Source organism: Stenotrophomonas sp. Steno-Z10-BAI, assembly GCF_056393115.1.
In genome coordinates this window covers 843,960-862,621 of record NZ_JBWJOZ010000002.1, presented here as the reverse complement: position 1 = coordinate 862,621, position 18,662 = coordinate 843,960, and the positions used below count along the sequence as shown (strand labels likewise).

The following is an 18,662-nucleotide window of genomic DNA, read 5'->3' as shown; positions in this document are numbered from 1 at the left end:
GACAACAACACACGGGCCAAACCGGACCAACAGGAGTACATCGCAGTGAATACCGAATCGAAGACCGCGCATAACTTGAACGACCTGATCGAAATCGCCCGCGATGGCCAGGAGTTCTACACCGAGGCCGCAGGCAAGGTCGAAGATGCCGAGTTGGCGGCGCTCTTCACCCGTATCGCCGGTGTCAAGAATGAGATCGTCCGCTCGCTAAGCGCCACCGTTGTCGCCGCTGGCGGCAAGCCGGCCGACCATGGCACCTTCGTCGGTTCCATGCAGCAGTTCTACGGCAAGGTGCGCGCCACCCTGGGCGACAAGCAGTACGGCTACGTGGCCGAGCTGGAAGAATCCGAGGATCGCCTGCTGAAGGCGTTCAAGGACACCCTGACCGACGCCGACACCTCGCCGGCCGCGCGCCAGGAAGTCCAGCGTCTGCTGCCGCAGGTGCAGGAGTGCCATGCCGTCATGCGCGACCGCAAGCACGCCATGAAGCACTGAGTTCCAGTCGCTTCCTGAAGCGGTATCCAGACAGCCCCGGCACTGCCGGGGCTGTTTGTTTGTGTCCGGCAGGCGGGGTGGCGGCCAAGGTCCAGACGGCGCCGAACGGTAGTGGGGGAATTGGTGCATACTCGGGACAAAGAGCCGCTTGGATTTGTCATGGAACACATGCGTTGGCTGACGCTTCGTCTCAGCAACAATCAATCCATCGGCCCGAAGGTGCTGATGGACCTGTGGGCCAACGCGTGCGAGACCAATCAGTCCTCGGTGACCCGCGAAACGCTGCCCGGAAAATCGACCTCCTACGCCCTGCACGCACCGACCTCGCTGGCTTACCCCAAGCGCGCGGAGCTGCGCATGCGCAAGCTGCTGGAAGAGGCTGGATACACGTTCACGCTCGGCTCGCTGGCCGACCGCCCGGCACCGCAGCCGGTGCGCTTCCGCTGACGCCGTTCACCGGCGGCGCATTCATTCATTCTTGAACCAGGGCGCCGCAACCGCGCGTTCAGTCGACGCGGTCGGCGGCCACGCTGCGGACCATGATCCGGACCGGCATGCCGGCCGCATGCTGCAGTGATTCCAGCGGTGCCCAGCCCAGCCGACGATACAGGCCGCCATCATCGGCTTCGGTCTGCAGGTAGAGATCGCGTACGCCAAGCGCGCGACCGCGCACCAGCAATTCTTCGATGACTTTCTCGGCCAGGCAGCGCCCGCGGTGCGCCGGATGGACATAGACGCCGCCCAGCCAGTGCAATCGTTCGGGCCGTTCGGTCCGCTCATGGAACTTGAGCTGCGCTGCGGCGACCGGCACCGCGTCATCCAGCGCGATCAGCAGCAGGGGCAACTCGTCGTCCTGCAGGAACACTTCCAGCCGCTGCTGCTGATCGAGCAGGGTCAGGTCCGGCACGTGGCGTCCCCATTGCTGGAAGTACCACTCGGCCAGGATGGGCAGCAGGTCGGGGCGGTCACTGAGGGGAACGATGGTGCAGGCCACGGTGAACGCTCCATGTTGGACGGGTCGGCTGCCATGGTACGCGGATGCGCGGGCATTTCGCCGCCGCTTGCAGCGGCCTTCACCCTGCGCGCAGACTATCGCCATGCACGCCAGCGCCTGCCATCTGCGGTGTTACGGAACGTCCAGCGATGTGGACCGGCATGACTTTGCGCAATGGGTGCTGCCGCTGCGCGGCGATCTGGATGTCGAGGTCGATGCGTTTGGCGGCCGCCTGGATGTGCTGCAGGGAGCCTTCGTGGCGCCCGGCGAGGGACATGCGCAGACCGGCGATGGCGATCATCTGATGTTGATCGTCGATTGCCCGGCGGGGGTGATCGATGACCACACCCTGGAGCACCTGCGCCGTCAGCGTTGGCTGGCACTGCCGAAGGGAGTGCGCCAGCGCCTGGCCGGTGCGCCCGCACACGGCAGCGAGGGTCTGCTTGCGACCCTGCTGCAGCAGTACGCGCCCGCTGGCAGCGCGGCACGCCTGCATGCCCTGTGTACCCGGCTCTCGGCCAACCCCGGCGCGGACTGGAACGTAGCCCGCATGGCCGCGCTGGTCGGCATCAGCGGCAGCCGCCTGCACGCGGCCTTCGTACAGGAATTCGGGGTGCCTCCCCAGGCGTGGCTGAGTGCCTGCCGGTTACGCTGGGCCAAGCACCGGCTGCTTACCAGCAGCGACAGCATCGCCACGATCGCGCTGGATGCCGGCTATTCCGAGCACAGTGCGCTGACCCGTGCCCTGCGCCGGGAGACCGGGCTGACCCCGCAGGCCTTCCGGCGGCAGTAGCCTCGGTCAAGACGTCGCGGTGAGCGGCTTCTACACTGCGCGGCCAATGCATACCGCGTGAGCTGCAATGAAACGATCGATGGGAGTGGGCATCGCCAACGGCATTGCCGCCGGCGCGCTGTGGGGCGTGGTGTTCCTGGCCCCGGCGGTGCTGCACAGCTTCAACGCGGTACAGCTCTCGGCCGGCCGTTATCTGGTCTACGGCCTGATTGCCGTCGTTCTGCTCGCGCCGCGCTGGCGGCAGCTCAAGGACCGGCTGGCGTGGCCCGAGTGGCGTGGTCTGCTGTGGCTGAGCCTGGCCGGCAACCTGGTCTACTTCCTGCTGCTGGCCAATGCCGTGCAGTGGGCCGGTGGTGCGGCCGCCTCGCTGATCGTGGGATTGATGCCGGTGGTGGTGACCCTGGCTGGCGTGCGCGAGGAAGGCGCCGTCCCGCTGCGACGCCTGGCTCCGGCGCTGCTGTTGTGCCTGCTCGGCGTGGCGCTGGTGGGCTATGAAGCTTTGATGGCCGAACATGCGCAGGGCTCGGCCGGGCGCCGGTTGCTGGGGCTGCTGTGCGCGGTCGGGGCGTTGTTGTCCTGGGCGGTGTATTCGATCGGCAACAGCCGCTGGCTGGCGCGCCGGCCGGATCTGTCCGGGCATGACTGGTCGCTGCTGACCGGCATCACCACCGGCGGGCTTGCCCTGGTACTGGTGCCCAGTGCGTTCCTGACCAGCGCGACGGTGCATCCGCCGGGCGAGTGGCTGAACTTCTGGCTGATCAGCGCGGGCGTGGCGGTGGTCGCCTCGGTGCTCGGCAATGCCTGCTGGAACCGCGCCAGCCGCCACCTGCCACTGACCCTCACCGGGCAGATGATCGTCTTCGAGACCCTGTTCGCCCTGCTGTACGGCTTTGCCTGGCAGCAGCGCTGGCCGACGCCGATGGAAACGGTCGCCATCGTCTGCCTGGTCTCGGGCGTGCTGATGTGCGCGCACGCGCATCGCCCACCGGCGGCGGTGGCGGAGCATGTGGGATAGGGAAGGCCTTGCCGCGGCTGGATGGTCACAATCGCAACTTGTTGGCCGACGATGGCAGCGGTTTACGTGCCACCATCTTTTGCAGCGCAGCACTTGACAAGCAGGGCGGCGGCGTAGTTTTCTTGATCCATGGTCATCACCGCCGCCCACGCCTACCTGCTCGTTCCCGCCTCCGCGGGCGCCCTGGCCGTGTCGACCGGTACCACCATCATTACCACCATCATTACCACCGCCACCACTCGCCCGGTGCGGCCCGTCGTCTTCGCGTAATTTCCGAAAACCACGGCCCCGCACCCAGATCAGGTGGCGGGGGAAACTCTCAAACCTGATGTGACGCGGGGCCTCCCATCGAGGTCAGCATGTCTTCTGTCGCCGCTTCCGCTCCACCTTCCGCCCAGCCCGCCGCTTCCGTCGCCGCGCGGGCCGGCGTGACCACCGTGGTCCACAAGTTCGGCGGCACCTCGGTGGCCGATGCCGAGCGCTATCGCCATGTGGCGCAGCTGCTGCTGGCGCGTGAGGAGACGATGCAGGTCACCGTGGTCTCGGCGATGAAGGGCGTGACCGATGCGCTGATCGGGGTGGCCACGTTGGCCGCAGAAGACGCCTCGGCCTGGCGCGAACAGTGGCACGCCTTGCGGGCACGCCACCGCGGTGCCGCCGTTGCCTTGCTCGGCGAGCACGCCGGGGCGACGGTGGAATGGCTGGACCAGCGCTTCGATCAGTTGGCCGAGGTGCTGGGTGCGCTGGCAGTGATCGGCGGCCTGCCCACCGAAGTGCTGGACCGCGTGCAGGGCATGGGTGAGGTGTATTCGGCCCAGCTGCTCGGGAAGTACCTGCAGACGCTGGGCGAAGACTGCGCGGTGCTGGACGCGCGCGATGTGCTGGTGATCGAGCGCGGTGAACTGGGCGTGGACGTGGACTGGGTGCGCAGCGCCGAGCGTCTGGCCCAGTGGCGGCTGCAGCATCCGCAATCGCGCATCGTGGCCACCGGCTTTGTCGCCCGTGATCGCCAGGACCGCATCACCACGCTGGGCCGCAACGGCAGCGACTACTCCGGCGCGATCTTCGCCGCCTTGTTCAATGCCGACGAGCTGCACATCTGGACCGACGTGGACGGTGTACTCTCGGCCGACCCGCGGGTGGTGCCCGAGGCGGTCCAGCTGGAAGCGCTGAGTTACGACGAAGCCTGCGAGTTGGCCTATTTCGGCGCCAAGGTGGTGCACCCGCAGACGATGTCGCCAGCTATCGAGCGCGGCCTGCCGATCATCATCCGCAACACCTTCCACCCGGACCATCCGGGCACGCGCATCACCGCCGAGCGCACCGTCTCCGGTCCGATCAAGGGGCTGACCCTGAGTCCGGACCTGGCCGTGATCAACCTGGAAGGCACCGGCCTGATCGGCGTGCCCGGCACGGCCGAGCGGGTGTTCGCCGCGCTGCGCAATGCGCATGTGTCGGTGGTGATGATCTCGCAGGGCTCCTCCGAGCACTCGATCTGCTGCGTGGTGAAGCAGGCCGAGGCGGTGCGCGCACGCGAATCGCTGCTGCAGGCCTTCGCGCATGAGTTGAGCCTGGGCCAGGTGCAGCGCGTGCAGCTGACCGACAACGTGAGCGTGCTGGCCGCCGTGGGCGATGGCATGGCCGGGCAGCCCGGCGTGGCCGCGCGGCTGTTCGAGTCGCTGGGCCGCGCACAGGTGAACATCCTGGCGATCGCGCAGGGTTCCTCGGAGCGCAACATCTCGGTGGCGGTGGACAGCCGCCATGCGACCAAGGCGCTGCGCGCGGCACATGCCGGATTCTGGCTGTCGCCGCAGACGTTCTCGGTCGGTGTGATCGGCCCGGGCAATGTGGGCGCGGCGCTGCTGGATCAGCTGCAGGCCGCCCAGGTGCAGCTGCTCGGCCGCGCCAATGTGGATCTGCGCCTGCGCGCGGTCGCCTCGCGCAGCCGCATGGTCCTGGACGAGCGCGGCCTGAAAGGTGACTGGCGCGCGGTGCTGTCCGGCCCGGCGCAACCGAGTGATCTGGAGGCGTTCACGGAGCATCTGCTCTCCGCGCATCTGCCGCATGCGCTGATCATCGATTGCAGTGGCAGCGCCGACGTGGCCGACCGCTATGCCGGCTGGCTGGCCGCGGGCATCCATGTGGTCACCCCGAACAAACAGGCCGGTGCCGGCCCGCTGGAGCGCTATCACGCGATCCGCGAGGCAGCGGCTGGCAGTGGCGCGCGCTTCCGCTACGAAGCCACGGTCGGCGCGGGCCTGCCGGTGATCACCACGCTACGCGACCTGGTCGATACCGGCGATGAGGTGCTGGCGATCGACGGCATCTTCTCCGGCACGCTGGCGTGGCTGTTCAACAAGTACGACGGCCAGGTGCCGTTCTCCGAACTGGTCAGCCAGGCGCGTGGCATGGGCTATACCGAGCCGGACCCGCGCGATGATCTCTCCGGCGTGGATGTCGCGCGTAAGCTGGTGATCCTGGCGCGTGAGGCAGGCCGTGAGCTCAGCCTGGCGCAGGTGCGCGTGGAAAGCCTGGTACCCGAAGCATTGCGCCAGGCCAGCGTGGACGACTTCATCGCCGGCCTGCCGCAGATCGATGCGGTGTTCGCCGAGCGCCTGGCGGCCGCCCGCGCGGACGGTGCCGTGCTGCGCTATGTGGCGCGCCTGACGCCGGACGGCGCCGAAGTGGGCCTGGTCGCGCTGCCGGCAGGCCATGCCTTCGCCAACCTGCGCCTGACCGACAACGTCGTGCAGTTCACCACGCGCCGCTACTGCGACAATCCGCTGGTGGTGCAGGGCCCGGGCGCCGGGCCGGAGGTGACCGCCGCCGGCGTGTTCGCCGATGTGCTGCGCGTGGCGGTGGGTGAAGGAGCACGTCTGTGACTGAGGGCAGCATGACGGAAGCACGTGCATTTGCGCCGGCCTCGGTCGGCAACGTGGGGGTCGGGTTCGACATCCTTGGCCACGCCATCGAGGGCGTTGGCGATACCGTGACGGTGCGGCGAATCGGGGAACCGGTGGTCCGCATCCACGCGATCCGCGGTACCACGGTGGATCTGCCACGGGTGGCCGAGGACAACACCGCCGGCGCCGCGTTGATCGCGCTGCGTGCCGCGCTGGATCTGCCGTTCGGCTTCGAGGTGGAGATCGACAAGGGCATCGCGCTGGGCTCGGGCATGGGCGGTTCGGCCGCGTCGTGCGTGGCGGCGCTGGTCGCGGCCAATGCGCTGTTGCCGCAGCCCTTGTCGCGCGAGGCGCTGTATCCGTTCGCGTTGACCGGTGAGGCCGTGGCCAGCGGGGGCCGGCATGGCGACAACCTCGGGCCGATGCTGCTGGGCGGGCTGGTACTGAGCACGGCGGACCGGCTGGTGCCGGTGCCGGTCCCGGCGGCGTGGCACAGCCTGCTGGTGCACCCGGATGCCGTGCTGGAGACCCGCCGTGCGCGCGCCGCGCTGCAGGGGCATTACGCGTTGGGCGAGTTCGTCGCGCAGAGCGCGAATCTGGCACTGGTGCTCAGTGGCTGCTTCACCGGCGATGCCTCGCTGATCCGTGCCGGACTGCGTGATGTGCTGGTCGAGCCGCGCCGTGCCGGTCTGATCACCGGGTTTGCCGCCGCGCGCGACGCGGCGCTGGCGGGCGGGGCGATGGGCGCCAGTATTTCCGGCGCAGGGCCGAGCGTGTTTGCCTGGTTCGAGCAGCGTAACGCTGCCCTTGCTGCGCAGGCGGCCGTGCAACAGGCATTTGCCGAGGCCGGCTTCGACAGCCAGGCCTGGGTGTCGCCCTTGAATGCGCCCGCCGCGCGCCTGCTGTGACGCGTCCACTCTTTCTACTCTGGGATGTCCGATGAAGTTCGTTTCCACGCGTCACGTTGCACCTGCCGCTTCACTCAGCCACGCGCTCGCCGCTGGCCTCGCCCCGGACGGTGGCCTGTATGTCCCCGAACACCGCCCGCGCCTGCAGCACTGGTCAGCGCAGGGGTCCTTCGCACAGACCGCTGCGGCGCTGCTGGCGCCGTATTTCCATGACGATGCCCTGGAGAAAGCGCTGCCCGAACTGTGCGAGCAGGCCTTCGATTTCGATGCGCCACTGCGCCCCCTGGCGACCGCCGATGACCATGTGCTGGAGTTGTTCCATGGCCCCACGGCCGCCTTCAAGGATTTCGGTGCGCGCTTTCTCGCGGCGTGTCTTGCGCGCCTGCAGCAGGGGCGCGAGCGTCCGCTGACGATCGTGGTCGCGACCTCCGGCGACACCGGCGCCGCCGTCGCCGCGGCCTTCCATCGGCAGCCGGGAATCCGGGTGGTGGTGCTGTACCCGGATGGCCGTGTCTCGCCGCGCCAGGCGCATCAGCTGGGGTGCTTCGGCGACAACATCCACACGCTGCGCGTCGCCGGATCGTTCGACGATTGCCAGGCGATGGTGAAACAGGCGCTGGGCGATCGCGAGCTGCAGGACGCGGTGCCGTTGAGCTCGGCCAACAGCATCAGCCTGGGCCGCTGGCTCCCGCAGATGAGCTATTACGCCCACGCTGCCCTGGTCCATCAGGCGCAGACCGGCCACGTGCTCAACCTGGTGATTCCGACCGGCAACCTGGGCAATGCGATGGCAGCGATCCTGGCGCGGGCGATGGGCCTGCCGCTGGGGCAGATCGCGCTGGCGACCAATGCCAATGATGTGTTGCCGCGCTACTTCCACGGCGAGGCCTACCAGGCACAGACCAGCGTGGCGACGATCGCCAATGCCATGGACGTGGGGGCCCCGAGCAATTTCGAGCGGCTGCGGTGGCTGTACAACGACGACGATGCAGTACTGCGCGCTGCGTTCAGCGCGGAAGCGATCGACGATGCGGCGATCCGCGAGCTGATCCGTCGGCGACATGACCTGTATGGCGAGGTGTTCTGCCCGCATACGGCGACGGCGGTGGCGCGCCTGGAGCATCTGCGGGCCGCGGGCGCACAGGGCCACTGGGCGGTGGCGGCGACCGCACACCCGGCCAAGTTCGAATCGGTGGTGGAGCCATTGATCGGGCGGGCGCTGGACGTGCCGCCGGCCCTGGCCGCGCTGCTGGAGCGGCCCGCGCAGGCCGAAGCCTGCGCACCGGCGTATGGGGCGCTGCGTGAGGTGCTGTTGCGCGGGTGAGGCGGGGTCAGTACGACTCGTCGGCCGAGAGCTTCTGCAGGCCGGCTTCGTCCAGGATCTCGACGGTGTTCAGATGGGGCAGAGCGATCAGGCCCTGCTGGCGCAGCTTGGTGAAGGTGCGGCTGACGGTTTCCATGGTCAGGCCGAGATGGTCGGCGATGTCGCCACGGCCCATCGGCAGGGTCACGCGCAGCCCCGGCTCACCGAGCAGCGCTTCGCGCGCGGCCAGGCGCAGCAGGAAATCGGCGACCTTCTCGGCCGGCTGCAGCCGGCCCAGCGCCATCGCGGCATCCTGCGCGGCATCCAGCTCCTGGCAGGCGCGCTGCAGCAGCTTGCGCTCCAGATGCGGGAAGCGCGAGCGCAGGTCCTTCATCTGCGGCAGGGCCACGCGGCAGACCCGGCTGTCGGCGATGGCCTCGATGTCATAACGGTGGTGATCGCTGCCGCTCAACCCGAGAAAATCGCCGGGCAGCACGAAGCCGCTGATCTGGCGGCGGCCATCGGCCAGCGTGCGGACCAGGCGCAGCGCACCGGCGGTAATCGTATAGACATGTTGGCGCGGCTCACCGGCACGGGCCAGGGTGGAGCCCAGCGGCAGTGCCTGGGACACGGTGACCCGCTCCAGCGCCTGCACTTCATCCGGCGACAGCGCCGAGCAGACCGCCAGGTGCCGTACCGAGCAATGCAGACAGTCGCGCAGCGGCGAACAACCGGGGGCGGCGGGGTCTTCAACAGCGGAAAGCGCGGTACCGGAGTGGGGCCGGGTCATGTCAGGTCAGCAAGCGGGACCTGCCTATGATACGTCATGCCGCCATTGGCCCGGCCCCGATGTCCGGATGCGGCTCGTTGCGCCGGCTGCGGCTAGAATATGCCGCTCGCTCATCCCCCCGTTTCCGCAGGAGTCCCGCAAGTGATCAAGCCCCGTACGCCGCCCGGCATCATGGAATTGCTGCCGCGTGAGCAGATCGCGTTCCAGCGCATGCTGGACGTCATCCGCCGCAACTACGAGCGGTTCGGGTTCCTGCCGGTGGAAACCCCGGTGTTCGAGCTGTCCGATGTGCTGCTGACCAAATCCGGTGGCGAGACCGAGCGCCAGGTGTATTTCGTGCAGTCGACCGGCGCGCTGGCCAATGCTGCTGAAGCCGAAGAGAAAGCGCTGCCCGAGCTGGCCCTGCGCTTCGATCTGACCGTGCCGCTGGCGCGCTACGTCGCTGAGCACGAACACGACCTGACCTTCCCGTTCCGCCGTTACCAGATGCAGCGCGTGTACCGCGGTGAGCGTGCCCAGCGGGGCCGTTTCCGCGAGTTCTACCAGTGCGACATCGATGTGATCGGCAAGGACGCGCTGAGCACCCGCTATGACGCCGAAGTGCTGGCGGTCATCCACGCGGTGTTCGCCGAGCTGCGCATCGGTGATTTCTCGGTGCAGCTCAACAACCGCAAGCTGATGCGGGGGTTCTTCGAAAGCCTGGGCGTGGCCGATGGCGAACGCCAGCTGGCCGTGCTGCGCGAAGTGGACAAGCTGGACAAGCGTGGCGCCGATTACGTGCGCGAGACGCTGGTGGGCGAGGGCTTTGCGATTCCGGCCGAGCAGGTCGAGCGCATCCTGGCGTTGGTGGCGGTGCGTTCGAGCAGCCATGCCGATGCACTGGCGCAGCTGGATGCGCTGCTGGCCGACGGCACCGCCGGCGAGACGCTGAAGCTGGGCGTGGCCGAGCTGCGCGAAGTGCTGCAGCTGGTCAAGGCGCTGGGCGTGCCCGAAACCGCGTACTGCCTGAACTTCTCGATCGCGCGCGGCCTGGATTACTACACCGGCACCGTCTACGAGACCACGCTGACCGACCACCCGCAGATCGGCTCGATCTGCTCGGGTGGCCGTTACGAAGACCTGGCCAGCCACTACAGCAAGTCCAAGCTGCCGGGCGTGGGCATCTCCATCGGCCTGACCCGCCTGTTCTGGCAGCTGCGCGAAGCCGGCCTGATCGCCGGTATCGAGGACAGCAGCGTGCATGCGCTGGTGGCCCTGATGGATGACAACGGCCTGCCCGAGTCGCTGGATATCGCCCGTCGCCTGCGCGTGGGCGGCATCAACGCCGAAGTGCAGATGGAGCCGAAGAAGATCGGCAAGCAGTTCCAGTACGCGGCCAAGGCCGGCATCCGTTTCGTCGTGCTGGCCGGTGAAGAAGAGCTGGCGCGTGGCGTGGTGGCGGTCAAGGATCTGCTGCGCGAGCAGCAGTTCGAGGTCGCCCGCGACGAGCTGGCCAGCGCGCTGCAGGTCGAGCTGGAGCAGGCCAAGGCCATGGCATGAAGCGGCTTGGGGCAGGGGCGCTGATGGTGCTCCTGCTCGCGGCCTGCCAGAGTGATCCGGCGCTGCGCAGCCAGCGGATCGGCCCGGGGCACTACCAGCTCTCGGTCGATCGCTGCCATGTGATCGATCGGGAACAGCTTGAACACGACCTGCGCGCGCTGGCCGGCAACCGCTGTCCCGGCGGCGCCGGCCCCCTGCAGGCCGTGGAGTCGTTCCCCAGCCGCCAGGGCAGCCTGCTCGGCGAATGCCTGCGCAGCGGTGCCCTGCGTGCCGAGGTCCGCTGCCGGTAGGGGCCGACTGTTCGTCGGCGCGCTTCCTTGGAGATCCATCACAACGCCCGCTAACGCGGGCGTTGTGCGTTTCCAGACCCTGAACCGGTCCATTTCGCTTGCGGCGGCGGTTTGACTGCGCGGTTTCGTTTGCGCTAATGTAATAGCACGCTATTACATTGATACGATGAAACTACGTCCCGTCCCCCGCGAAAAAGACGCCCAGGCCGACCTGGCCTCGCTGGCGCGTGCCTTTGCTGCCCTGTCCGATCCGGACGCGGTGACCGCGTTCCTGCGCGATCTGTGCACCCCCGCCGAGCTGGAAGCGCTGTCCGACCGCTGGAAGGTCGTGCCGCTGCTGCAGCAGAGTGTGCCGTATCGCGAGATCCATGAGTTGACCGGGGTCAGCGTGACCACCACCGGACGCGTGGCGCGCTCGCTGGACCACGGCCACGGCGGTTACGCCGCCGCCATCGCCGCCACGCCGACCTCCCCCGAATCCGAGTAGAGACCTCCCCCATGAGTGCAACCCAGACCGCCCCGGCACGTGACCGGCTGCGTATCGCCATCCAGAAGAACGGGCGGCTGGCCGAGCCCGCCCGCAGCCTGCTGACCGCCTGCGGGCTGAGCTGGCGGCAGAGCCGCGACAAGCTGTTCTGCTACGGCGAATCGCTGCCGGTGGATCTGCTGCTGGTCCGCGACGACGATATCCCCGGCCTGATCGCCGATGGCGTGTGCGACTTCGGCATCGTCGGGCGCAACGAGCTGGACGAGCAGGGCGCCGCCCGCCGCCGGATCGGCCTGCCGGATGCGTACCAGGCGCTGCGCGGGCTCAACTTCGGCCAGTGCCGCTTGATGCTGGCGGTGCCGGAGGAGTGGGAATGGACGGGCGTGGAGCAGCTGGCCGGCAAGCGCATCGCCACCAGCTACCCCGCGATCCTGGCCGACTGGTTGGCCGAGCGCGGCGTGGATGCCCAGGTGGTCGAGCTGTCCGGCTCGGTCGAAATCGCCCCGCGCCTGGGCACGGCTGATCTGATCTGCGATCTGGTGTCCAGCGGCGCCACCCTGGCCGCCAACCAGCTCAAGCCGGTCGAAATCCTGCTGGAAAGCGAAGCGGTGCTGGCCGGCCCGGTCCGCACGCCCGATGACGCCCGCGCCGGTCTGATGGCGATGCTGCTGCGTCGTCTTGATGGCGTGGTGAAGGTGCAGGACAGCAAGCTGCTGATGTTCCGCGCCGCGCTGGACCGCGTCTCCGAGTTGACCCGCCTGCTGCCCGATGCCGATCCGCTGGTGCAGCTGCCCGATGACGGCGGCCACCTGCGTTTGCAGACCATGTGCCACGGTGCGTTGACCTGGCAGCGGTTGGAGGACCTGGAGCGCGCGGGCGCGCAGGGGTTGATGGTGTTGAGTGTGGAGCGGTCGCTGGCATGAATCGTTTGACGTGGTCCCAATTGGATGCCGGCGCCCAGGCGCAGGCGCTGCAACGCCCGGTCCAGGCCGTGGCGGCGCGTACCCGTGCGTCTGTCGCGGCCTTGATCGCAGCGGTGCGCGAAGGCGGCGATGCCGCACTGCGCGAGATCACCCTGCGCTTCGACGGGGTGGCGCCGGAGACGTTCGAGGTGAGCGAAGGTGAATTCGCTGCGGCCGAACAGGCCGTCTCGGCCGAACTGCGTCAGGCGATGATCGATGCCGCCGCGCGCATCCGTACCTTCCACCAGGCCGGCATGAGCCAGGGCTATTCGGTCGAGACCGCGCCCGGCGTGCGTTGCGAGCGCGTGGTGCGCCCTATCGGTCGGGTGGGTCTGTATGTGCCGGCTGGCAGCGCGCCGTTGCCGTCCACCGCGTTGATGCTGGGCGTGCCCGCACAGCTGGCCGGCTGTCGTGAAGTCGTGTTGTGCACGCCGCCGCGCAAGGACGGCAGTGCCGATCCTGCGGTGCTGGTGGCCGCGCGCCTGACCGGCGTGCACCGCGTGTTCAAGCTGGGCGGCGCGCAGGCGATCGCGGCGATGGCCTATGGCACTGACAGCGTGCCGGCCTGCGACAAGCTGTATGGCCCGGGCAATAGTTACGTGACCGAAGCCAAGCAACAGGTTGCCCAGGACGGTGCCGCGGCGATCGACATGCCGGCCGGGCCGTCCGAAGTACTGGTGATTGCCGATGCCGGTGCCACTCCGGCATTCGTTGCCGCCGATCTGCTCTCGCAGGCCGAGCACGGTCCGGACTCGCAGGTGTTGCTGCTGACCGACGATGCGCGGATGGTGGATCAGGTTGAAGCGGCGGTGGAGGCGCAGCTGGCGCAGTTGTCGCGTGCGGAAATCGCGGCGCAGGCGCTGGCGTCCTCGCGTTTGATCCTGGTCGAGTCGCTGGACGACGCCTTCGCGATCAGCAACCGGTATGCCCCGGAGCACTTGATCCTGGCGCTGCGCGAGCCGCGCGCCTGGTTGCGCAAGGTGGAGGCCGCCGGTTCGGTGTTCCTTGGCGATTACACCCCCGAAGCGCTGGGCGATTACTGCAGTGGCACCAACCACGTACTGCCCACCGCCGGTGCCGCACGCGCCTACAGCGGTGTCAGCGTGGCCAGCTTCCAGAACCTGATCAGCGTGCAGTCGGCCACGCCCGCCGGCATCGCGGCGATCGGCGAGTGTGCCCGTGTGCTGGCACGCGCCGAAGGCCTGGATGCCCACGAGAACGCGGTGACCCTGCGCATGGAGGCGGCCGCATGAGCACTGGCTCCCTCCTGGCCCTGGTACGCGCCGACCTGCAGGCGTTTGCCGGCTATTCCTCAGCGCGCAGCAGTGCGCTGGTCGGGGATGTCTGGCTCAACGCGAATGAATCGGCGTGGGCCAATCCGGCCGACGTCGCTGGCGGCGCGCGGCGCTATCCCGACCCGCAGCCGGCAGCATTGCGCGATCGACTGGCCGAGCTGTACGGCTGCTCCGCCGAACAATTGTTGATCGGCCGTGGCAGTGACGAGGCCATCGATCTGCTGGTGCGCGCGCTGTGCGAGCCGGGCCGCGATGCAGTGGTGACCACGCCGCCGGTGTTCGGCATGTATGCCGTCTGCGCCCGCCTGCAGAACGCGCCGCTGATCGAGGTGCCCCTGGTCGATCAGGGCGATGCGCTGGTCGCCGATATCGATGCGGTGATCGCCGCCGCGCTGGGTGGTAACGCCAAGCTGGTGTTCCTGTGCTCGCCGTCCAATCCCGCAGGCAGCGTGATCACCCTGGCTGAGATAGAGCGTGTGGCTGCGGCGTTGCAGGGCAGGGCGATGGTGGTGGTGGATGAGGCCTACGGTGAATATGCCGAGCAGCCGTCCGCGACCACACTGTTGAGCCGTTACGAAAACATCGCCGTGCTCCGCACGCTGTCCAAGGCGCATGCGCTGGCGGCCGCGCGCATCGGCAGCCTGATCGCCGATGCTGCCCTGATCCAGGTGCTGCGCCGCTGCCAGGCGCCGTACCCGGTGCCCGCGCCCTGTGCCGAGCTGGCGTTGGCCGGTCTCGGCGCCGAGAGTCTGTCCATCACCACCCAGCGCATCGCGCAGGTCAAGGCCGAACGTACCCGCCTGCAGTCCGGCCTGGCAGTACTGCCAGGCGTGGTGCGTGTCTATCCCTCGCAGGGCAACTACCTGCTGGCCCGCTTTGCCGACCCACAGGGCGCGTTCGATGCGCTGCTCGCCGCCGGTGTGGTGGTGCGTGACCAGCGTGCCGCGCCGCAACTGGGCGATGCGCTGCGCATTACTATCGGCAGCCCGGAACAGAACGACCGTGTACTCGCCGCCCTGATGGCCCGGAGGGCTGCCGCATGACCCCGATTCTGTTCGTCGACCGCGACGGCACCCTGATCGAAGAACCCGCCGATTTCCAGATCGACGCCTACGAGAAGCTGCGCTTCGTGCGCGATGTGATCCCGGCGATGCTCAAGCTGCGCGATGCGGGCTATCAGTTCGTGATCGTCAGCAACCAGGATGGCCTGGGCACCGAAGGCTATCCGCAGGCCAGCTTCGATGGCCCCAACGATCTTATGCTGCAGATCTTCGCCAGCCAGGGCATCACCTTCCGTGACGTGCTGATCGACGGCACCTGGCCGCAGGACAACGCGCCGACCCGCAAGCCGGGTATCGGCCTGATGCTGCCGTACCTGCAGGACCGCAGCATCGACTGGTCGCGCTCGGCGATGGTGGGTGACCGCCTGACCGATATCCAGTTCGCGGAGAACATGAAGATCCGAGGTTTCCAGCTGCTCACCGAGCAGTTCGGCGGCGACTGGGACTGGACCTCGATCGCGCATGAGCTGGCCGATGCACCGCGCCGCGCCACTGTGCAGCGCAATACCAAGGAGACGAAGATCCGGGTCGAGGTCGATCTGGATCGCACCGCCGAGCCGCAGACCCACACCGGGCTGCCGTTCTTCGATCACATGCTGGAGCAGATCGGCAAGCACGGCGGCTTCGCGCTGAGCGTGCAGGCCGAGGGCGACCTGCACATCGACGAGCACCACACCATTGAAGACACCGGCCTGGCGCTCGGCCAGGCCCTGCGCGAGGCACTTGGCGACAAGCGTGGTATCGGCCGCTACGGCTTCACCCTGCCGATGGATGAGACGCTGGCCAGTGCCGCGCTGGATTTCAGCGGCCGCCCGTACTTCGTCTTCGAAGGCGAGTTCAAGCGCGAGCGCGTGGGCGACATGCCGACCGAGCTGGTGCCGCACTTCTTCCGCTCGCTGTGCGATGCGGCCGGGTTGAACCTGCACCTGAGCGTGCGCGGTGACAACGACCACCACAAGGTCGAGGCCTGCTTCAAGGCGCTGGCGCGCGCGCTGCGCCAGGCCTTGCCGCGGCAGGGCACCGCGCTGCCGAGCACCAAGGGGGCGCTGTGACGGAAGTTGCGCTGATCGATGCGGGCGGCGCCAACCTCGGCTCGGTCCGCTATGCGCTGGAACGGCTGGGCGTGCAGGTGCGGCTGGTGCGCGATGCGCAGGGCCTGCAGGGCGTTTCGCGGGTGATCCTGCCCGGCGTCGGCGCGGCCCCGCACGGCATGGCGCGTCTGCATGCACAGGGTCTGGTGCAGCCGCTGCGCGAGCTGGAGGTGCCACTGCTCGGGATCTGCCTGGGCATGCAGCTGCTGTTCGACGGCTCCGAGGAAGGCCACGTCGAGTGCCTGGGCCTGTTGCCCGGGGTCGTGCGCCACCTGCGTCCTGCCACCGGCATCCGTGTGCCGCACATGGGCTGGAACCGGCTTTTGCCCCTGCGCGAGTCAGCGCTGCTGGCCGGCGTGCCGGCGCGGGCCAGCGCGTATTTCGTCCACAGCTACGCCGCGCCCCTGGGCGAGGACACCGTGGCCGCGTGCGATCACGGCGGGCTGTTCGCGGCCGTCGTGCAGCGCGGCCGGCACAGTGGCGCCCAGTTCCACCCGGAGCGCTCGGCCGATACCGGCGCGCGCATCCTGCGCAATTTCATCGAGAACGAACCGACATGAGTTTCATCGTCTATCCCGCCCTGGATATCCGCGAAGGCCGCGTGGTGCGGCTGCTGCAGGGTGACTACGCGCAGCAGACCACCTACGGCGATGACCCGCTGCCGCGCGCGCAGGCGTTTGCCGCGGCGGGCGCAAGCTGGATGCATCTGGTGGATCTGGATGCGGCCCGCGGCGGTGGTTACACGTTGGCACCGCTGCTGTCCTCGATCGCGTCGCAGGCCGGCCTGAAGGTGCAGACCGGCGGCGGTGTGCGCTCGCGCGATGACGTCGCCCGGATTCTCGACGCCGGTGCCACCCGCGTGGTGGTGGGCTCGGTATCGGTCCGCGAGCCCGACACCGTGATCGGCTGGCTGCGCGAGTTCGGTCCGGAGCGGCTGACCATCGCGCTGGACGCGCGCCAGGCCGAGGACGGCCGCTGGCTGTTGCCGGTGCATGGCTGGACCGAGACCGCCGAGGACACGCTGGACGTGTTGGCCCAGCGCTACGCAGAGGCGGGCATGCAGCACCTGCTGTGCACGGATATCGCGCGCGACGGCATGCTGTCCGGGCCGAACATCGATCTCTACCGGCATCTGGCCGCACGGCTTCCCGGCGTGGCGGTGCAGGCCTCCGGTGGCGTGCGCGATGCCGATGATGTCGCCCAGGCCAAGGCGGTCGGCTGCGGCGGGGCGATCCTCGGCAAGGCATTGCTGGAAGGGCGCATGACCCTGGAAGGGGCGCTGGCATGCTGAGCCGCCGCCTGATTCCCTGCCTGGATGTGCGCGATGGTCGCGTGGTCAAGGGCGTGCGCTTCCGCGATCACGTGGACATGGGCGATATCGCCGAACTGGCGATGCGCTACCGCGACCAGGGCGCGGATGAACTCGTGTTCTACGACATCGGCGCCAGCCCGGAAGGGCGCGCGGTGGACGTGGCCTGGATCGAGCGTATCGCGCGCCTGATCGACATTCCGTTCTGCGTGGCCGGCGGGATCAGCGATGTGGAGACCGCACGGCGCGTGCTGCATGCCGGCGCCGACAAAATCTCGATCAACTCGCCGGCCCTCGGTCGGCCCGAACTGATCGAGGAGCTGGCCGATGCCTTCGGCGTCCAGTGCGTGGTGGTCGGCATCGATTCGGTGCGCGAGGCGGACGGACAATGGCGCGTGCGCCGCTTCAGCGGCGATCCGGACAAGACCCAGGCGGTGGCGGTCCGTACCTTGGACTGGGTGGTGGAGGCACAGCGCCGGGGTGCCGGGGAGATCGTGCTCAACTGCATGGACAGCGATGGCGTGCGCCGCGGCTACGATGTGGCGCAGCTGCGCCAGGCCCGTGCGCTGTGCCAGGTGCCACTGATCGCCTCCGGCGGCGCTGGCGAGATGCAGCACTTCGCCGATGTGTTCGACCAGGCCGATGTTGACGGTGCGCTGGCCGCCAGCGTGTTCCACAGTGGCGCCATTGCCATTCCCGCGCTCAAGCAGTTCCTGCGCGAGCAGCAGATCGAGGTTCGAGATGTCTATTGACGTGAATTCCATTGACGTGCAGCCATCGCGCGAGGCGCTGGCGCAGCTGGACTGGGGCAAGGGCGATGGCCTGTTGCCGGTGGTGGTGCAGGACACGGATACGTTGCGCGTGCTGATGCTCGGCTATGCCAATGCGGCCTCGCTGGCGCAGACCCTGGCCACGGGCCACATGACCTTCTACAGCCGCAGCAAGCAGCGGTTGTGGACCAAGGGCGAATCCTCCGGCAACGTGCTGGCGGTGACTGCCGTGCGGATCGATTGCGACAGCGACACCCTGCTGGTCAGTGCGCGCCCGGCCGGGCCGACCTGCCATACCGGCAGCGAGAGCTGCTTCCCGCAGGCACCCGGCAACTTCCTGGGCCGGCTGGATACCGTGGTGCGCGAACGCGAGCAGCAGCGCCCGGCCGGTAGCTACACCACGTCGCTGTTCGAGGGCGACATCCGCCGCATCGCGCAGAAAGTGGGCGAGGAGGGCGTGGAGACCGCGCTGGCAGGGGTGGTGCAGGACGATGACGCGCTGCTGGGCGAGTCGGCCGATCTGCTGTTCCATCTGACCGTGCTGCTGCGTGCGCGTGGGCTGTCGCTGGATGATGCGGTCGCGGTGCTGGCGGCGCGCCACGCCGGGTAGGGCAGGGCTGCACATCGTTTAACGTCGGTGAAACGCGGTGCAGGCGA

The 18,662-nt window shown here is 68.4% G+C and carries 21 protein-coding genes; 19 read left to right on the top strand and 2 right to left on the bottom strand.

The features are described from left to right. Positions 1-45 precede the first annotated feature (45 nt). Both AC06E9_RS08650 and AC06E9_RS08645 read left to right on the top strand, forming a co-directional pair. Positions 46-495, top strand: a complete 450-nt coding sequence (locus AC06E9_RS08650) for a PA2169 family four-helix-bundle protein (protein ID WP_019183020.1) — start codon at positions 46-48, stop codon at positions 493-495. 159 nt (positions 496-654) lie between these two features. Continuing rightward, positions 655-942 carry a hypothetical protein gene (locus AC06E9_RS08645; RefSeq protein WP_046272599.1) on the top strand — a complete coding sequence of 96 codons (288 nt, stop codon included), beginning with the start codon at positions 655-657 and terminating at the stop codon, positions 940-942. Positions 943-1,000: 58 nt separating this feature from the next. On the opposite strand, the gene AC06E9_RS08640 is transcribed toward AC06E9_RS08645, so the two are convergent. Further along, a complete protein-coding gene (locus tag AC06E9_RS08640) occupies positions 1,001-1,489 on the bottom strand; it encodes a GNAT family N-acetyltransferase (protein WP_478055897.1) in 489 nt (162 codons plus the stop codon). Between the two features lie 103 nt (positions 1,490-1,592). Between AC06E9_RS08640 and AC06E9_RS08635 the strand changes: the two genes are divergently transcribed. The 6 genes from AC06E9_RS08635 to thrC all read left to right on the top strand — a co-directional run bounded on the left by AC06E9_RS08635 (position 1,593) and on the right by thrC (position 8,432). Continuing rightward, the gene (locus AC06E9_RS08635) at positions 1,593-2,282 is read left to right on the top strand and encodes a helix-turn-helix domain-containing protein (protein WP_152150647.1); all 690 of its coding nucleotides are present in this window, start codon (positions 1,593-1,595) and stop codon (positions 2,280-2,282) included. 67 nt (positions 2,283-2,349) lie between these two features. Then, positions 2,350-3,297, top strand: coding sequence for a DMT family transporter (locus AC06E9_RS08630; protein WP_121036637.1), 948 nt, complete (start codon positions 2,350-2,352; stop codon positions 3,295-3,297). 129 nt (positions 3,298-3,426) lie between these two features. After that, complete coding sequence (locus tag AC06E9_RS08625) at positions 3,427-3,567, top strand: hypothetical protein (RefSeq protein ID WP_478055896.1); 141 nt, start codon at positions 3,427-3,429, stop codon at positions 3,565-3,567. A gap of 89 nt (positions 3,568-3,656) precedes the next feature. Next, positions 3,657-6,179 carry a bifunctional aspartate kinase/homoserine dehydrogenase I gene (thrA, locus tag AC06E9_RS08620; protein WP_478055895.1) on the top strand — a complete coding sequence of 841 codons (2,523 nt, stop codon included), beginning with the start codon at positions 3,657-3,659 and terminating at the stop codon, positions 6,177-6,179. Between the two features lie 11 nt (positions 6,180-6,190). After that, positions 6,191-7,108 (top strand): homoserine kinase, encoded by a 918-nt coding sequence (locus AC06E9_RS08615; RefSeq protein ID WP_478049734.1) that lies wholly within the window; start codon positions 6,191-6,193, stop codon positions 7,106-7,108. A gap of 31 nt (positions 7,109-7,139) precedes the next feature. Next, complete coding sequence (gene thrC, locus AC06E9_RS08610; protein WP_478055894.1) at positions 7,140-8,432, top strand: threonine synthase; 1,293 nt, start codon at positions 7,140-7,142, stop codon at positions 8,430-8,432. Positions 8,433-8,439: 7 nt separating this feature from the next. On the opposite strand, the gene AC06E9_RS08605 is transcribed toward thrC, so the two are convergent. Then, positions 8,440-9,201 (bottom strand): Crp/Fnr family transcriptional regulator, encoded by a 762-nt coding sequence (locus AC06E9_RS08605; RefSeq protein ID WP_019183011.1) that lies wholly within the window; start codon positions 9,199-9,201, stop codon positions 8,440-8,442. 141 nt (positions 9,202-9,342) lie between these two features. Between AC06E9_RS08605 and hisS the strand changes: the two genes are divergently transcribed. The 11 genes from hisS to hisIE all read left to right on the top strand — a co-directional run bounded on the left by hisS (position 9,343) and on the right by hisIE (position 18,615). Continuing rightward, positions 9,343-10,740, top strand: a complete 1,398-nt coding sequence (hisS, locus tag AC06E9_RS08600) for a histidine--tRNA ligase (RefSeq protein WP_478055893.1) — start codon at positions 9,343-9,345, stop codon at positions 10,738-10,740. Between the two features lie 23 nt (positions 10,741-10,763). After that, complete coding sequence (locus tag AC06E9_RS08595; protein WP_259462065.1) at positions 10,764-11,030, top strand: hypothetical protein; 267 nt, start codon at positions 10,764-10,766, stop codon at positions 11,028-11,030. Positions 11,031-11,196: 166 nt separating this feature from the next. Further along, positions 11,197-11,517: a YerC/YecD family TrpR-related protein gene (locus AC06E9_RS08590; protein WP_121036642.1), complete on the top strand. Its 321-nt coding sequence runs from the start codon at positions 11,197-11,199 to the stop codon at positions 11,515-11,517. 11 nt (positions 11,518-11,528) lie between these two features. Beyond that, positions 11,529-12,440, top strand: a complete 912-nt coding sequence (gene hisG, locus AC06E9_RS08585) for an ATP phosphoribosyltransferase (protein ID WP_478055892.1) — start codon at positions 11,529-11,531, stop codon at positions 12,438-12,440. Further along, positions 12,437-13,732: a histidinol dehydrogenase gene (hisD, locus tag AC06E9_RS08580; RefSeq protein ID WP_478055891.1), complete on the top strand. Its 1,296-nt coding sequence runs from the start codon at positions 12,437-12,439 to the stop codon at positions 13,730-13,732. Before hisG ends, hisD begins: the two co-directional genes overlap by 4 nt. Then, complete coding sequence (gene hisC, locus AC06E9_RS08575; RefSeq protein WP_478055890.1) at positions 13,729-14,817, top strand: histidinol-phosphate transaminase; 1,089 nt, start codon at positions 13,729-13,731, stop codon at positions 14,815-14,817. Before hisD ends, hisC begins: the two co-directional genes overlap by 4 nt. Then, a complete protein-coding gene (gene hisB / locus AC06E9_RS08570) occupies positions 14,814-15,887 on the top strand; it encodes a bifunctional histidinol-phosphatase/imidazoleglycerol-phosphate dehydratase HisB (protein WP_478055889.1) in 1,074 nt (357 codons plus the stop codon). Before hisC ends, hisB begins: the two co-directional genes overlap by 4 nt. Beyond that, positions 15,884-16,486 (top strand): imidazole glycerol phosphate synthase subunit HisH, encoded by a 603-nt coding sequence (hisH, locus tag AC06E9_RS08565; RefSeq protein WP_478055888.1) that lies wholly within the window; start codon positions 15,884-15,886, stop codon positions 16,484-16,486. The genes hisB and hisH overlap by 4 nt, the downstream gene beginning before the upstream one ends. Further along, positions 16,483-17,217, top strand: coding sequence for a 1-(5-phosphoribosyl)-5-[(5-phosphoribosylamino)methylideneamino]imidazole-4-carboxamide isomerase (hisA, locus tag AC06E9_RS08560; RefSeq protein ID WP_478055887.1), 735 nt, complete (start codon positions 16,483-16,485; stop codon positions 17,215-17,217). The genes hisH and hisA overlap by 4 nt, the downstream gene beginning before the upstream one ends. Further along, positions 17,211-17,987: an imidazole glycerol phosphate synthase subunit HisF gene (gene hisF, locus AC06E9_RS08555; protein WP_121036649.1), complete on the top strand. Its 777-nt coding sequence runs from the start codon at positions 17,211-17,213 to the stop codon at positions 17,985-17,987. The genes hisA and hisF overlap by 7 nt, the downstream gene beginning before the upstream one ends. Next, positions 17,977-18,615, top strand: a complete 639-nt coding sequence (gene hisIE / locus AC06E9_RS08550) for a bifunctional phosphoribosyl-AMP cyclohydrolase/phosphoribosyl-ATP diphosphatase HisIE (RefSeq protein ID WP_152150673.1) — start codon at positions 17,977-17,979, stop codon at positions 18,613-18,615. The genes hisF and hisIE overlap by 11 nt, the downstream gene beginning before the upstream one ends. Positions 18,616-18,662: the final 47 nt, after the last annotated feature.

Coding starts and splice junctions, on each gene's coding strand:
- AC06E9_RS08615 (WP_478049734.1), top strand. CDS start 6,191: ATGACGGAAGCACGTGCATTTGCGCCGGCCTCGGTCGGCAACGTGGGG.
- hisC (WP_478055890.1), top strand. CDS start 13,729: ATGAGCACTGGCTCCCTCCTGGCCCTGGTACGCGCCGACCTGCAGGCG.
- AC06E9_RS08635 (WP_152150647.1), top strand. CDS start 1,593: ATGCACGCCAGCGCCTGCCATCTGCGGTGTTACGGAACGTCCAGCGAT.
- thrA (WP_478055895.1), top strand. CDS start 3,657: ATGTCTTCTGTCGCCGCTTCCGCTCCACCTTCCGCCCAGCCCGCCGCT.
- hisIE (WP_152150673.1), top strand. CDS start 17,977: ATGTCTATTGACGTGAATTCCATTGACGTGCAGCCATCGCGCGAGGCG.
- thrC (WP_478055894.1), top strand. CDS start 7,140: ATGAAGTTCGTTTCCACGCGTCACGTTGCACCTGCCGCTTCACTCAGC.
- AC06E9_RS08595 (WP_259462065.1), top strand. CDS start 10,764: ATGGTGCTCCTGCTCGCGGCCTGCCAGAGTGATCCGGCGCTGCGCAGC.
- hisB (WP_478055889.1), top strand. CDS start 14,814: ATGACCCCGATTCTGTTCGTCGACCGCGACGGCACCCTGATCGAAGAA.
- hisF (WP_121036649.1), top strand. CDS start 17,211: ATGCTGAGCCGCCGCCTGATTCCCTGCCTGGATGTGCGCGATGGTCGC.
- hisG (WP_478055892.1), top strand. CDS start 11,529: ATGAGTGCAACCCAGACCGCCCCGGCACGTGACCGGCTGCGTATCGCC.
- hisD (WP_478055891.1), top strand. CDS start 12,437: ATGAATCGTTTGACGTGGTCCCAATTGGATGCCGGCGCCCAGGCGCAG.
- AC06E9_RS08645 (WP_046272599.1), top strand. CDS start 655: ATGGAACACATGCGTTGGCTGACGCTTCGTCTCAGCAACAATCAATCC.
- AC06E9_RS08625 (WP_478055896.1), top strand. CDS start 3,427: ATGGTCATCACCGCCGCCCACGCCTACCTGCTCGTTCCCGCCTCCGCG.
- AC06E9_RS08590 (WP_121036642.1), top strand. CDS start 11,197: ATGAAACTACGTCCCGTCCCCCGCGAAAAAGACGCCCAGGCCGACCTG.
- AC06E9_RS08630 (WP_121036637.1), top strand. CDS start 2,350: ATGAAACGATCGATGGGAGTGGGCATCGCCAACGGCATTGCCGCCGGC.
- AC06E9_RS08605 (WP_019183011.1), bottom strand. CDS start 9,201: ATGACCCGGCCCCACTCCGGTACCGCGCTTTCCGCTGTTGAAGACCCC.
- hisA (WP_478055887.1), top strand. CDS start 16,483: ATGAGTTTCATCGTCTATCCCGCCCTGGATATCCGCGAAGGCCGCGTG.